The organism is Frateuria sp. (genome assembly GCF_035943815.1).
In the GTDB taxonomy this organism is placed as follows: domain Bacteria; phylum Pseudomonadota; class Gammaproteobacteria; order Xanthomonadales; family Rhodanobacteraceae; genus Frateuria_A.
In genome coordinates this window covers 214,817-228,976 of the sequence record NZ_DASZBU010000015.1, presented here as the reverse complement: position 1 = coordinate 228,976, position 14,160 = coordinate 214,817, and the positions used below count along the sequence as shown (strand labels likewise).

Sequence of the window (14,160 nt, the reverse complement as noted above, 5' to 3'; positions counted from 1 at the left end):
CGAAGGACTCCACCATGCTCAAGATGACCCACCTGTCCAAGGTCTACCGCACCGAAGTGGTGGAGACCTACGCCCTGCGTGACTTCAACATCGACGTGAAGGAAGGCGAGTTCGTCGCCGTCACCGGTCCGTCGGGCTCGGGCAAGACCACCTTCCTCACCATCGCGGGCCTGCTGGAAACCTTCACGGGCGGGCACTACCACCTCGACGGCATTGAGGTGAGCCAGCTGAACGACAACGCGCGTTCGAAGATCCGCAACGAGAAGATCGGCTTCATCTTCCAGGCGTTCAACCTGATCCCCGACCTCAACGTGTACGACAACGTCGAGGTTCCGCTGCGCTACCGCGGCATGAAGGGTGCCGAGCGCAAGCAGCGCATCATGGACGCGCTCGAGCGCGTGGGCCTGGCCTCGCGCGCCAAGCATTACCCGGCCGAGCTGTCCGGCGGCCAGCAGCAGCGCGTGGCCATCGCCCGCGCGCTCGCCGGTTCGCCCCGCCTGCTGCTGGCGGACGAACCGACCGGTAACCTGGACACCCAGATGGCCCGCGGCGTGATGGAGCTGCTGGAAGAGATCCACCGCGAGGGCGCCACCATCGTCATGGTGACCCACGATCCGGAACTGGCCGCGCGCGCCCAGCGCAACGTGCACATCATCGACGGCCAGGTGGTGGATCTTTCCGAGGAGCCGCGCTTCCACGCGCACAACGCGCGCGTCGCGGACGCCTGACGTTGGCCAGTTGAAAGCCCTCTCCCTCGGCGAATGCCGGGGGAGAGGGTTGGGTGAGGGGGGGAGGCCTTTGGCTTTTGCCCCAGGCCGTGGAAGCCGCAGCAAGGGCCTCCCCCTCTCCCCCGCTCCCTCTCCCCCGGCTGCGCCGGGGGAGAGGGAGCTTGGACGCCTACCCAGTCGCCCCTCCTTCCGGAACCCCCGACATGTTCGCCTACTACTTTCAGCTCGGCCTGCGCAGTCTCCGCCGCAACCCGCTGCTGACCGCGCTGATGATCATGGCGATCGGCTTCGGCGTGGCCGCCTCGATGATCACCTACTCGGTGTTCCGCGCGACCTCCAACAATCCGATCCCGCAGAAGTCCGGTCAGCTGTATGCGGTGCAGATCGCCAACTGGAAGTCGGAAGACCTTGACCATGGCGAGCCGCCCCCGGCGCTCACCTATACCGATGCCGTGGCCTTCATGCAGGCGCACAAAGGCCGGCGCCAGACCGCGCTCTACCCGATCGCGCCGTCGGTGATCCCGGCCGACGCCAGCCGCCTGCCGATCCAGGAGAACAGCTACGCCTGGTACAGCGACGCCTTCGCCATGTTCGACGTGCCCTTCATCTACGGCGGCCCGTGGACCCAGGCGCAGGACGACGCGCGCGCCGCGGTCGTGGTGATCGGCAGGAAGCTCAACGACAAGCTGTTCAACGGCCAGGACAGCGTGGGCAAGACGATCAACCTGGACGGACGCGACTACCGCATCACCGGCGTGACCGGCGAATGGAACCCGCAGCCGTTGTTCTTCGACCCTGTCAACACCGGCGGCTTCGGCGATCCGATCGGCCTGTTCATCCCGTTCACCCGCGCGATCGACCTGAAGATGGGCACCGCGGGCAACAACAATTGCGACGACACGCCCGGCACGGGCTGGGACAACTGGCTGCGCTCCGAGTGCGTGTGGATCCAGTACTGGGCGGAGTTGCCGACCACCGCCGACGCAGACGCGTACCGGCGCTGGCTCACCGGCTATGCGGCCGAGCAGCAGCGCGCCGGCCGCTTCAAGTGGGCGCCCAACGTGCGCGTGCGCGACGTGACCGACTGGCTGGACTTCAACAAGGTGGTGCCGCCGGAGTCGAAGATCTCGCTACTGGTGTCGCTCGGCTTCCTGCTGATCTGCCTGGTGAACACGGTCGGCCTGCTGCTGGCCAAGTTCCTGCGCCGCTCGCCGGAGATCGGCGTGCGCCGCGCGCTGGGCGCCTCGCAACGCGAGGTCTACGTGCAGTTCCTGGTCGAGGCCGGCACCGTGGGCCTGACCGGCGGCGTACTGGGCCTGCTGCTGACCGGCCTGGGGATGCTCGGCGTGGGCTGGGTGTTCGACGAGCAGATCGCCCGCCTGGCCACGCTGGACGGAAAGCTGGTCGTCCTCACGCTGATCGTCGCCGTCCTGGCCACCCTGCTGGCCGCGTTCTACCCGACCTGGCGCGCCGCCCAGGTGCAGCCGGCCTGGCAACTGAAGTCCAACTGAGGAGGCGACGACGATGATGCAGATCAAGCCCATTCTCGCCGCACTCAAGCGGCACAAGGCCGGCACCGTGCTGATCGCGCTGCAGATCGCGCTGACGCTGGCGATCGTGTGCAACGCGCTGTTCATCATCCGCCAGCGCACCGAGCACCTGTCCCGCCCGACCGGCATGGTCGAGAGCAACCTGCTCACGCTCGCCAACCGCTGGGTCGGCACCGACGAGAAGGCGACGCCTTCGCTGGGCCGCACCGACCTGGAGGCCTTGCGCCGCATGCCGGGCGTGGTGGACGCGACCATGGCCAACTCCTACCCGCTGCGCGGCGGCGGCTGGTCGACCAGCGTGAACAACACGCCGGACACCAAGAAGGAAATGGCGCACACCACGCTCTACTTCAGCGACGACCATGCGCTGTCCACGATGGGGCTGAAACTGGTCGGCGGCCGCAACTTTCGCCCCGACGAGATCGACTGGATCGACGCCAAGGAATTCACCACCACGCCCGTGGTGATGGTGAGCAAGGCCCTGGCCGACAAGCTCTACCCGGACGGCAGTGCATTGGGCAAGCCGCTCTACCACTCCGGCCACACCACCCCGAGCACCATCATCGGCATCGTCGAGCGCCTGCAGGTGCCCTGGACCGGTACCTGGGCCGGCAACTTTTCCGAGAACGCGATCCTCATTCCGCGCCTGCTGACCGGCAACTTCGGCAGTTACCTGGTGCGCACGCAGCCGGGCCAGCTCGACCGGATGGCGCGCGAGGTGCCGGCGCTGCTGTTCAAGACAAACCGCATGCGCGTGATCCCGGAGGAGCGCGGCGTGCGCACCTTCGCGCAGGTGCGTGAGCAGGCCTACAAGAGCGACCGCGGCATGGCGATCCTGATGGGGGTGGTGTGCGCCGTGCTGCTGGCGATCACCGCCGCGGGCATCGTCGGCCTGACCAGCTTCTGGGTCGGCCAGCGGCGCAAGCAGATCGGCGTACGCCGCGCGCTGGGCGCCACCCGGCGCGACATCCTCAGCTACTTCCTCACCGAGAACCTGCTGATCGGCGCCGGTGGCGTGGTCGTCGGCGCGGTGCTGGCGATCGGCATGAACCTGTGGCTGGTCAGCCATTTCGAGATGGAGCGGCTGTCGCTGCTCTATGTGGCGGCGGGTGTGGCCGTGCTGCTGCTGCTGGGGCAGGGCGCGGTGCTGGCGCCGGCGATGAAAGCCTCTCGCGTGCCGCCGGTGGAGGCGACACGCAGCGTGTGAACCTGGGTCCCCTCTCCAGCAGAGGGGACGAAACGGAGTCTATGGTGTTCGGTTACTACCTCCAACTCGGCATGCGCAGCCTGCGCCGCAATCCGGTCCTTACCGGGCTGATGGTCATCGCGATCGGCTTCGGCGTGGCCGCCGCGATGATCACGTACTCGGTGTTTCGCGCGGTGTCGGGCAATCCCATCCCGGACAAGTCCAGCGTGCTGTTCACGCCGCAGATCGACAGCTGGGGGCCGCAGCAGAACATCGATGGCGAGCCACCCTACGCACTGAACTACGTCGATGCGCTGGCGCTCCAGCGCGCTCATCAGGCCAAGCGCCAGACCCTGCTGTATTCGGTGTGGCTGTCGGCGCAGCCGGACCGGGGGCACAGCCTGCCCGAAGGCGCCGACGGCTACGCGGTGACCGCGGACTTCTTCCCCATGTTCGAGGTGCCGTTCGTCTATGGCGGCGGCTGGGCTGCGAACGCCGATGACGGGCACGCGGCCCAGGTGGTGATCAGCGAGGAATTCAACCAGCGCATGTTCGGTGGCGCCAACAGCGTGGGTCGGGAGGTCGTGCTGGGTGGTCACGCTTATCGGGTGGTCGGGGTGACCCGGCACTGGAACCCCAAGCCGCGCTTCTTCGCGGCCACCGGCAGCACCAGCGGCTTCCGCGACCCGACCGATTTCTATATCCCGTTCACCCGCGCCCTGGACCTCAAGCTCGACACCGCGGGCAACAACAGCTGCCGCGGCAATCCCTCGTTCGACGGCTACGACGGGTGGCTGCAGAGCAACTGCGTCTGGATCACGCCCTGGGTGGAACTGGACGATGCGGCCGAGGTTGCCCGCTATCGCCACTTCCTGGAGAGCTATTCGGCCGACCAGCAGCGGGCCGGACGCTTCGCCTGGGCACCCAACGTGCGCCTGCGCGACGTGATGCAGTGGCTGGACTACCGGCAGATGGTGCCGCCGGAAAGCCGCATCGCGCTGGTCGTGGCGATGGGCTTTTTCGTCATCTGCCTGGTCAACACGGTCGGCCTGCTGCTGGCCAAGTTCATGCGCCGGGCCGGCGAGATCGGCGTGCGCCGTGCACTGGGCGCGCCGCGCCGGCAGATCTACGCGCAATACCTGATCGAAGCGGCCTCGGTAGGCGGGGCGGGCGGGCTGCTGGGACTGGTGCTGACCGCAGTGGGCATCTCGGGGGTTGGCGTCCTGTTCCGTCCGCAGATCGCGCGCCTGGCGCAACTGGACCTTTCGCTGGTGGGGCTGTGCCTGGCGCTGGCCGTGGTGGCCACGCTGATCGCGGCGTTCTACCCGGCCTGGCGCGCCGCACAGGTGCAGCCGGCCTGGCAGCTGAAGTCACACTGAGGCGGCGACCATGCAGATCAAACCCGTCCTGACCGCCCTGCGTCGCCACAAGGCCGGCACCGTGCTGATCGTGCTGCAGATCGCGCTGACCCTGGCGATCGTCTGCAACGCGCTGTTCATCATCCACCAGCGCCTGCAGCACCTGTCGGCACCCACCGGCGTCGACGAGGCCGATCTGTTCGTGATCTACAACCAATGGGCCGGCGAACAGAAGTCCAAGCAGGAGATCGACGCGCAGGTGCGCACCGACCTGGACGCGCTAAGGCAGCTGCCGGGCGTGCTGGATGCCGCACCGAGCAATTCCTACCCGTTGCGGGGCGGCGGTTGGGACAACTTCGTCGGCCTGACCCCGGACCAGGTGCGGCCGACCTCCGACGCCGCGGTGTACCTGGGCGACGAGCACCTGCTGCATGCGCTGGGCGTGAAACTGGTGGCGGGCCGCAACTTCCGCGCCGACGAGATCGGCACCCTCGGGTTGCGCGAGGAACTGCATCCGTCGCAGGTGATCGTCACCCGTGCGCTGGCCGATCGTCTCTATCCCGACGGCTCGGCGCTGGGCAAGCCGCTGTATTCGATGAGTACCACCCCCAGCATCATCATCGGCATCGTCGATCGCCTGCAGACGCAGGCGGTGGAGGACTGGCAGTCCGCCTATGCCTATCAGTCGATGATCTGGCCGATGCGCCTTGACTGGCCTTCGGGCGTCTACTACATCGTGCGCGCCCGGCCTGGCCAGCTCGAAGCGGCGATGCGGGAGGCGCCCAAGGCACTGTTCGCGCTGGACCGCCAGCGCATCATCGATCCCTCCGACGGCGGCAGCTTCGCGCAGATCCGCGCGCGTGCCTACGACAGCGACCGCGGCATGGCCATCCTGATGGGCATCATCAGTGCGGTGCTGCTGGTGATCACCGCCGCGGGCATCGTCGGCCTGACCAGCTTCTGGGTCGGCCAGCGGCGCAAGCAGATCGGCGTACGCCGCGCGCTGGGGGCGCGTCGGCGCGACATCCTCAGCTACTTCCTCACCGAGAACCTGCTGATCACCTGCGGCGGCGTGCTGCTGGGCATCGTCCTGGCGCTGTCGATGAACCTGTGGCTGGTGCTGCGCCTGGGCGCCCAGCCGCTGTCGCCGGTCTACCTGGCCGGCGGCGTGGTGCTGCTGCTCCTGCTGGGGCAGGGCGCCGTGCTGGCCCCCGCGATGAAGGCCTCGCGCGTGCCCCCGGTGGAAGCGACGCGGTCGGTATAGCCCTAGCGCAATCCTTGGAGAGACGTCCCGATGTTCACCTATTACCTCGAACTGGCGTTGCGCAGCCTCAGGCGGAGCCGCGGGCTGACACTGCTGATGGTGCTGGCGATCGGCTTCGGCGTGGCCGCGTCGATGACCACCTATTCGGTGTTCCGCGCGGTGTCGGGCGATCCGATCCCGTGGAAGTCGTCCAAGTTGTTCGTGCCGCAGATCGACATGTGGGGTCCGAAGGGCCGCAACGACAACGGCGAGCCACCGGACGCGATGGACTACACCGACGCCATGGCGCTGCAGCGCGCGCACCGCGCCAAGCTGCAGTCGGCGATGTACCAGGTCTCGCCCTCGGTGGTGCCCACCGGCGCCGGCAAGCACCCCATCAATGTCAGCGGCCACGCCGTCTTCAGCGAGTTCTTCCCGATGGTGGATGCGCCCTTCCGCTACGGCGGCGCCTGGGACGCCGGTGCCGACAACCAGCGCGCGGCGGTGGTGGTGATCAGCCGCAAGCTCAACGAGAAACTGTTCGGCGGCGCCAATAGCGTCGGCCGCTCGGTCAGCATCGAGGGCAGGGATTACCGCGTGGTGGGCGTACTGGGCGACTGGAACCCGCAGCCGCGCTTTTACGACGTGGTCAACACCGGCGGCTTCAACAGCAGCAACGAGGACGTGTTCCTGCCGTTCGAGCGTGCCATCGAGGTGGGCATGCCCAACGACGGCAACACCAACTGCAGCGAGATACCGGCCCAGTCGGGCTTCGTCGGGTTGCAGCGTTCCAGCTGTGTTTGGATCGCGTACATGGCGCAGCTGGATGACGCGGCCGCGGTGAGCGCCTACAAGGAGTACCTCGACGGCTACGCACGCGACCAGCAACAGGCCGGGCGCTTCGGCTGGGCGCCGAACAACCGCCTGCGCAGCCTGCCCGAGTGGCTCGATGCCCAGAAGGTGGTGCCCAGCGACACCAGGGTGTCGCTGCTGGTCGCGCTGGGCCTGCTGGTGGTGTGCCTGGTCAACACCGCCGGCCTGCTGCTGGCGAAGTTCCTGCGCCGCAGCAGCGAGATCGGCGTGCGCCGCGCGCTGGGCGCGCAGCGCGCGGCCATCTACGCGCAGTTCCTGACCGAGGCCGGGATCATCGGCCTGGCGGGCGGCCTGTTGGGGCTGCTGCTCACCGGCGTGGGCGTGGCCAGCGTGAGCTGGGTGCTGCCCAAGGACATCGCCGCGCTGGCCCGGCTGGACGTGCCGCTGCTGCTGCTGACGCTGCTGGTGGCCACCATCGCCACGCTGCTGGCCGGGCTTTATCCCACGTTCCGCGCCTCGCGGGTGCAGCCCGCCTGGCAGCTGAAGAGCAACTAGTGCGCTGTCCCTGCGCGAGAAAGCGGCCATCCATGGCCGCACTCCTCGAACCAAGCCGGCTCATCCATCGAATTTCGCAAGGAACAAGGCCATGACCCTGCATCCCATGATCGCGGCATTGCGCAAGCACAAGGCGGGCGTGGTGCTGATTTCCCTGCAGATCGCGCTGACTCTCGCGATCGTCTGCAACGCCATCTTCATCATCGGCCAGCGCGTGCAGCGGGTGAACCGTCCCACCGGGCTGCAAGAGGCCAACCTGATGCTGGTCACCCAGCAGTGGGTGGGCGCGCCCGGCGGCGACCAGCCGGGCGACAACGACAAGCTCGACAGCATGCTGCAGGCCGACCTCGCCGCGCTGCGCGCCATGCCGGACGTGGTCTCGGTGACGCCGATCAACTCGCTGCCGCTGCTCAACTCCTCCTGGAACGGCTCGGCCGCGCTCAAGCCCGGCACCGACCTGCGCGGCGGCAACGCCCGCAGCACCTACTACACCGGCGACGAGAGCATGCTCGGCACGCTGGGCCTGAAGCTGGTGGCCGGACGCGCGTTCACCGCCGCAGACGTGCAGCACCGCGGCTTCCGCGACCAGGGCGAGCCGCCGATGGTGATCGTCACCAAGGCGCTGGCCGAAAAGCTGTTCCCGCAGGGCGCGGTGGGCAAGGTGATGTACCTGGACGGCTCCAGCACGCCGACCACCATCATCGGCGTCGTCGAACGCCTGCAGGTGCCAGGTACCGGCAGCTGGACCAACGGCTTCGTGTGGAATTCGACGCTGGAGCCGATCCGGCTGAACGCCAATTTCTCCCGCTATGCGATCCGCACCAAGCCGGGCCGATTGCAGGCGGTGATGAAGGCGGTCACTCCCGTGCTCTATGGCGTCAACCCGTTGCGCGTGCTCGACGACGACAGTGTCAAGTCCTTCGCCGACATCCGCGCCGAGGCCTATCGCGCCGACGTGGGCATGGCCGTGCTGATGGGTGTGGTCTGCCTGATCCTGATCGGCGTCACCGCCGCGGGCATCGTCGGCCTGACCAGCTTCTGGGTCGGACAGCGCCACCGCCAGATCGGCGTGCGCCGTGCGCTGGGCGCGCGCAAGGTCGACATCCTGCATTACTTCCAGGCGGAGAACCTGCTGATCGCCGGCATCGGCGCGGTCATCGGCGTGCTGCTGGCGGTGGGGCTCAACCTTTGGCTGATGCACCGCTACGAGATGGATCGCCTGCCGGTGCTTTACGTGATCGCCGGCGTGGCGGCCGTGCTGCTGCTGGGGCAGGCGGCGGTGTTCGCGCCGGCGCGGCGCGCGTCCAACGTGCCGCCGGTGGTGGCGACGCGGTCGGTGTGAGGTTGGATTGGTCCTTTGCCCCGGTCCCCGGGGAAGGTGCCGCAGGATGGATGGGGCGCTTGTGGCAAGACGCCCCACGTTGAAGGAGCACACATGTTCGGCTACTACCTCGACCTCGCCGTGCGCAGCTTTCGGCGCAACAAGGCGCTCACCGTGCTGATGGTGGTCGCCATCGCACTGGGCATCGGTGCGTCGATGACCACGCTCACCGTGCTGCATGTGCTGTCCGGCGATCCGCTGCCAGGACGTAGCGGCACGCTGTATTACCCGCAGGTCGATCCACGTGACAACAGCGGCCTCATGCCGGGCAAGGAGCCGCCCATGCAGCTCACCGAGATCGACGGTTTCAACCTGCTGCGTGCGAAGAAGGCGGATCGTCAGGCGTTGATGACGGGCGGCTCGGTGCCGATCCAGCCAGATTCTGCCGCGATCGATCCGTTCTACGTGGAGGCGCGCTACACCACGGCGGATTTCTTCGCGATGTTCGGCGCGCCGTTCCGTTACGGCCGCGGCTGGGACGCGGCCGACGACGAGGCGAAGGCGCGCACCGTGGTGATCGGCAGCGAGCTGAACGAGCGGCTGTTCGGCGGCGCCAACAGCGTGGGGCGCACGCTGCGCATAGCCGGCGGCCTGTTCCGCATCATGGGCGTACTCGGCGACTGGGCGCCCAGCCCGCACTTCTATGACCTCAATACCGGTTCCTACGGTTACGCCGAGCAGGTGTTCATTCCGCTGCAGACGGCGCTGGACCTGCATGTGGCCCACAACGGCTCTTCGGACTGTTGGGGCAACGGCACCGGTGGCGTGGGTAGCATCTACCCGTCGGCGACTTGCGTGTGGATGCAGTTCTGGGTGCAACTGGATACCCCGGCCAAGGCCGCGGACTACAAGCAGTTCCTGATCCAGTATTCGGAACAGCAGAAGGCGCTGGGCCGTTTCATGAAGGCGCCGAACGTGCGCCTGCGCAACGTGATGCAGTGGCTGGCCTACTGGCAGGTGGTGCCCGACGACGTGCGCCTGCAGGCCGGGCTGGCTTTTGGCTTCCTGCTGGTGTGCCTGGTCAACACAGTGGGCCTGATGCTGGCGAAGTTCCTGCGCCGCGCCGGGGAGCTGAGCGTGCGTCGAGCGCTGGGCGCCTCGCGGCGCGCGTTGTTCGCGCAGTTGTTGATCGAGTCGGGCGTGGTGGGTCTGGTGGGTGGCGTGGGTGGCCTGCTGCTGGCCATGTTCGGCCTGTGGGTGGTGCGGCACCAGCCTTCCGACCACGCCCCACTGGCGCATCTCGATCCCGCGATGCTGCTGACCACCTTCCTGCTGGCGCTGGTCGCGAGCCTGCTCGCCGGCATGCTGCCGGCCTGGCGCGCCTGCCAGGTAGCGCCCGCCCTGCAGCTGAAAAGCAACTGAGGGCACGACCATGGAACTGCGACCGATACTTTCCACGCTGCGACGCCACAAGATCACAGCGTGGCTGCTGATCCTGGAGATCGCGCTGACCTGCGCCATCGTGTGCAACGCGGTGTTCATGATCGGCCACCGCCTGCAGCACATGCACATGGCCACCGGCGTCGACGAGCATTCGCTGGTGCAGATCCAGCTGGCCGAGATCGCGCCCACGCCCGACATCTTCGCCCGGGCCCGCGAGGACCTCGCTGTGCTGCGCCAGGTGCCGGGCGTGCAGGCGGTGGCGTTGACCAACCAGCTGCCGCTGGGAAGTTCCTCGTCGAACGCCAGCATCAAGCTGGATCCCGCGCAGCGGGAGCCCACGCTCAGCGCCGGCACCTATTTCGGCGAGGGCATTCCGCAGGCCATGGGCGCGCGACTGGTGGCGGGGCGCAACCTGCAGCCGGACGAGACCACTAACGCGGACATTGTGGTCAAGGCGCTGGCCACCGGCGACACGAAGGGCATACCCGCGGTCGCGGTGATCACGCAGGCGATGGCCGATCGCCTGTGGCCACACCAGAATCCGCTGGGCAAGATGATCTACCTCACCGACCAGGTGGGCGTGCGGGTGGTCGGCGTGCTGGCCAACCTGGCGCGCGCCAATGCCTACAACGACACCACCGCGCATTACTCGGTCGTCCTGCCGCTGTTCATGGGCGCAGGCAAGGACCAGAGCTACGTCATCCGCACCCGCCCGCAGGACCGCGAAGCCGTGCTCAAGGCTGCCGTGGCCGCGCTGAAGAAAGCCGACCCGGAACGGATGGTGACTCAGCAGCGCACCTACGACGAGCTGCGCGAGAAGTTCTTCGCCAACGACCGTGCCATGGCCGGCATCCTGGCGGGCGTGATCGTGGCGCTGCTCACGGTGACCGCGCTGGGCATCGTGGGCCTGGCCAGCTTCTGGGTGGGGCAGCGCCGCCGCACCATCGGCGTGCGCCGCGCATTGGGCGCCACCCGCAGCGACATCCTGCGCTACTTCCAGACCGAGAACTTCCTGTTGGCGAGCTTCGGCATCGTGCTGGGCATGGTGCTGGCCTACGGCATCAACCTGTTCCTGATGCTGCATTACGAATTGCCGCGATTGCCGGCCATCTACTTCCCGGTCGGCGCGCTGACGCTGTGGATCATCGGCCAGCTCGCCGTGCTCGGCCCCGCGCTGCGCGCCGCGGCGGTGCCGCCGGTGGTGGCGACACGATCGGTATGAGTTTCGACACAGCGCCAATTTCGCATTGAAGGAACCGGAATGTTCAGCTACTACCTCGACCTCGCCCTGCGCAGTCTCAAGCGCAACAAGGCGCTGACCACGCTGATGGTGTTGGCCATCGCCGTGGGCATCGGCGCGAGCATGACCACGCTGACGGTGATGCACCTGCTTTCCGGCGACCCGCTGCCGGGGCGCAGCGCCACGCTGTTCTATCCACAGGTCGACCCGACCGACAATCCGGCTCCGGAAAGCCAGCCGCGCGACGTGATGGACTACCGCTCCGCAATGGACCTGTGGGACGCGCATCGTGCCGACCGCCAGACGCTGATCGCCAACGCCGAGCTGAAGCTGCGCACGCCGGGCGTGAACCTGCCGCCGCAGATGGCGAGGGTGCTCACCACCACCAGCGACTTCTTTCCCATGTTTGCCGTGCCGCTGCGCTACGGCAGCGCCTGGACGCCGGCCGACGATGCGCAGCGCGCGCGTGTGGCGGTGATCTCAGCCGATCTCAACAACCGGTTGTTCGGTGGCGCCAACTCCGTGGGCCGCACCGTGCGGCTGAAGGATGCGGACGTACGCATCATCGGGGTGCTCGCGTCCTGGCGCCCGTCGCCGCAGTTCTACGACGTGGCTGGTGGGAGGTTCTCCGATGGCAAGACGGCTTCGTTCTACGCCAAGCCCGAGGACGTCTTCATGCCCTTCAGCACGGCACAGGACGTCGCCGGGAACGACTTCGGCGTGTTCACCTGCTGGGGCGATCCGCAGGCGATGAAGCACCTGCAGACCGCGCCGTGCGTGTGGGTGGCGCTGTGGGTGCAATTGAACGATGCGGCAAAGGTCGCCGCTTACCGGCGCTTCGTCGCCGACTACGCGGTCCAGCAGAAGGCGCTCGGCCGCTTCGTGCATGCGGACAACACGAGGATGATGGACCTCATGCAGTGGCTGGATTTCAACCACGTCGTGCCCAGCGACGTGCGGCTGCAGGTAGCGCTGGCCTTCGCCTTCCTGCTGATCTGCCTGTGCAACACGGTGGGCCTGCTGCTGGCCAAGTTCCTGCGCCGCAGCGGCGAGATCGGCGTGCGCCGTGCGCTCGGCGCCAGCCGCGGCGCGGTGTTCGCGCAATGCCTGGTGGAGGCCGGCATGATCGGCCTGCTCGGCGGCATCGGCGGCTGGCTGCTGACCCTGCTGGGCCTGTGGCTGGTGCGCCGCCAGCCGGTGGAGTACGCGGACCTGGCGCACCTGGACGGCGGGATGTTCCTGGCCACCTTCGCGCTCGCCGTGCTGGCCAGCCTGGTCGCCGGCCTGGTGCCTGCCCTGAGGGCCAGTCGCGTCACTCCCGGCCTGCAACTGAAGACGCTTTGAGGCACGTCGCCGCACGCGGAAGCGGCCGCCCACGGCCGCATGACGAAAGCCGGTGCGCCCGGCGGTGAGGCGCAAAAAATCCAGAAAGCGGCCAGTCGTGACCGCACTCCTTCGAGGGAGCCAAGAGCTCATGCAAGTACAACCCGTTCTCGCGGCACTGCGCCGCCACCGCCTGGCCACGCTGCTGATCGTCATGGAGATCGCGCTCGCCTGCGCGGTGCTCTGCAACGCCTGCTTCCTGATCGCCAACCGGGTGCAGCAGACCGGCCTGCAGAGCGGCGTCGACGAGAGCTCGCTGGCGGAGCTGACGCTTACCGGCTACGACCCGGCCCAGGCCACCGATCTCAACGCACGCGTGCTCGACGGGCTGCGCACGATTTCCGGCATGCAGTCGGTCAGCGTGATCAACGCGGTGCCGTTCGGCCAGCACGCCGGCACCGCCGGCATCAAGCTGAGCCGGGACGCGCAAAAGTCGGCTGGCGTGGTCGACTTCTACGTAGGCGGACCGGGCAGCTTCGAGGCGCTGGGCCTGCGCGTGGTGTCGGGCCGCGGGCCGCAGGCGACCGACATGAGTGCGGTGGCCGACTTCCTGCCCAAGAGCGCGCCGGTGCTGGTGAGCCGCGCGCTCGCCGCGCACCTGTGGCCGGGCGCCGACCCGCTCGGGCAGGTGATCTGGTGCGCCGACCGGCCGTACCGCGTGATGGGCGTGGTCGACCACCTGGCGCGGCCGGCGGGTGGCGAGGGCGGCCCGGACACGCGGGAGTGGTCGGTGTTCGTGCCCGCCTTGCCCGGGGAGAACCTGGCCGGCGTCTACCTGTTGCGCGCTGCGCCGGACCAGCTGGACCGCGTGCTGCGCGATGCACGCGAGCGCATCGCCAAGATCGCTCCGGAAGTGGTCGTCGACAGCCTGGGCAGCCAGACCCTGCCGCAGTTGCGCGACCGCTACTTCCGCGACGACCGCGCCATGGCCGGCATGCTGGTGGGCGTGATCGTGGCGCTGCTGCTGGTTACCGCGCTGGGCATCGTCGGCCTGACCAGCTTCTGGGTGGCGCAGCGGCGCAAGCAGATCGGCGTGCGCCGCGCGCTGGGCGCCACCCGGGGCGACATCCTGGGCTATTTCCAGACCGAGAACTTCCTGATCGTCGGCTTCGGCATCGGCCTGGGCATGGTGCTCGCGTTCGGCATCAACCTCCTGCTGATGACCCAGTACGAGCTGCCGCGCCTGCCGCTGCTGTACCTGCCGGTCGGCGCGCTGGTGCTGTGGGCGCTCGGGCAGCTGGCGGTGCTGGCGCCGGCGCTGCGCGCCGCGGCGGTGCCGCCGGTGGTGGCGACGCGGTCGGTGTGAGGCCGTCGCGCCTGCATGCATTCCGGCACGGGAG

The 14,160-nt window shown here is 68.1% G+C and carries 11 protein-coding genes; all 11 read left to right on the top strand.

Annotated elements, in window-relative coordinates:
* The first annotated feature begins 14 nt into the window (after window positions 1-14).
* The 11 genes from VGU65_RS11680 to VGU65_RS11630 all read left to right on the top strand — a co-directional run bounded on the left by VGU65_RS11680 (window position 15) and on the right by VGU65_RS11630 (window position 14,126).
* Window positions 15-728 (top strand): ABC transporter ATP-binding protein, encoded by a 714-nt coding sequence (locus VGU65_RS11680; protein WP_327475897.1) that lies wholly within the window; start codon window positions 15-17, stop codon window positions 726-728.
* Window positions 729-931: 203 nt separating this feature from the next.
* Window positions 932-2,239 (top strand): ABC transporter permease, encoded by a 1,308-nt coding sequence (locus VGU65_RS11675; RefSeq protein WP_327475895.1) that lies wholly within the window; start codon window positions 932-934, stop codon window positions 2,237-2,239.
* A gap of 13 nt (window positions 2,240-2,252) precedes the next feature.
* Window positions 2,253-3,485: an ABC transporter permease gene (locus VGU65_RS11670; RefSeq protein WP_327475893.1), complete on the top strand. Its 1,233-nt coding sequence runs from the start codon at window positions 2,253-2,255 to the stop codon at window positions 3,483-3,485.
* 44 nt (window positions 3,486-3,529) lie between these two features.
* A complete protein-coding gene (locus tag VGU65_RS11665) occupies window positions 3,530-4,843 on the top strand; it encodes an ABC transporter permease (protein ID WP_327476336.1) in 1,314 nt (437 codons plus the stop codon).
* A gap of 10 nt (window positions 4,844-4,853) precedes the next feature.
* The gene (locus VGU65_RS11660; RefSeq protein ID WP_327475891.1) at window positions 4,854-6,086 is read left to right on the top strand and encodes an ABC transporter permease; all 1,233 of its coding nucleotides are present in this window, start codon (window positions 4,854-4,856) and stop codon (window positions 6,084-6,086) included.
* Between the two features lie 30 nt (window positions 6,087-6,116).
* Complete coding sequence (locus tag VGU65_RS11655; RefSeq protein WP_327475889.1) at window positions 6,117-7,433, top strand: ABC transporter permease; 1,317 nt, start codon at window positions 6,117-6,119, stop codon at window positions 7,431-7,433.
* Between the two features lie 91 nt (window positions 7,434-7,524).
* On the top strand, window positions 7,525-8,775 hold the full coding sequence (locus VGU65_RS11650) for an ABC transporter permease (protein ID WP_327475888.1): 1,251 nt from the start codon (window positions 7,525-7,527) through the stop codon (window positions 8,773-8,775).
* A gap of 93 nt (window positions 8,776-8,868) precedes the next feature.
* Window positions 8,869-10,176: an ABC transporter permease gene (locus tag VGU65_RS11645; RefSeq protein WP_327475886.1), complete on the top strand. Its 1,308-nt coding sequence runs from the start codon at window positions 8,869-8,871 to the stop codon at window positions 10,174-10,176.
* Window positions 10,177-10,186: 10 nt separating this feature from the next.
* Window positions 10,187-11,419, top strand: a complete 1,233-nt coding sequence (locus VGU65_RS11640; protein ID WP_327475884.1) for an ABC transporter permease — start codon at window positions 10,187-10,189, stop codon at window positions 11,417-11,419.
* A gap of 39 nt (window positions 11,420-11,458) precedes the next feature.
* The gene (locus VGU65_RS11635; protein WP_327475882.1) at window positions 11,459-12,781 is read left to right on the top strand and encodes an ABC transporter permease; all 1,323 of its coding nucleotides are present in this window, start codon (window positions 11,459-11,461) and stop codon (window positions 12,779-12,781) included.
* Between the two features lie 130 nt (window positions 12,782-12,911).
* The gene (locus VGU65_RS11630; protein ID WP_327475880.1) at window positions 12,912-14,126 is read left to right on the top strand and encodes an ABC transporter permease; all 1,215 of its coding nucleotides are present in this window, start codon (window positions 12,912-12,914) and stop codon (window positions 14,124-14,126) included.
* The last annotated feature ends 34 nt before the right edge of the window (window positions 14,127-14,160 follow it).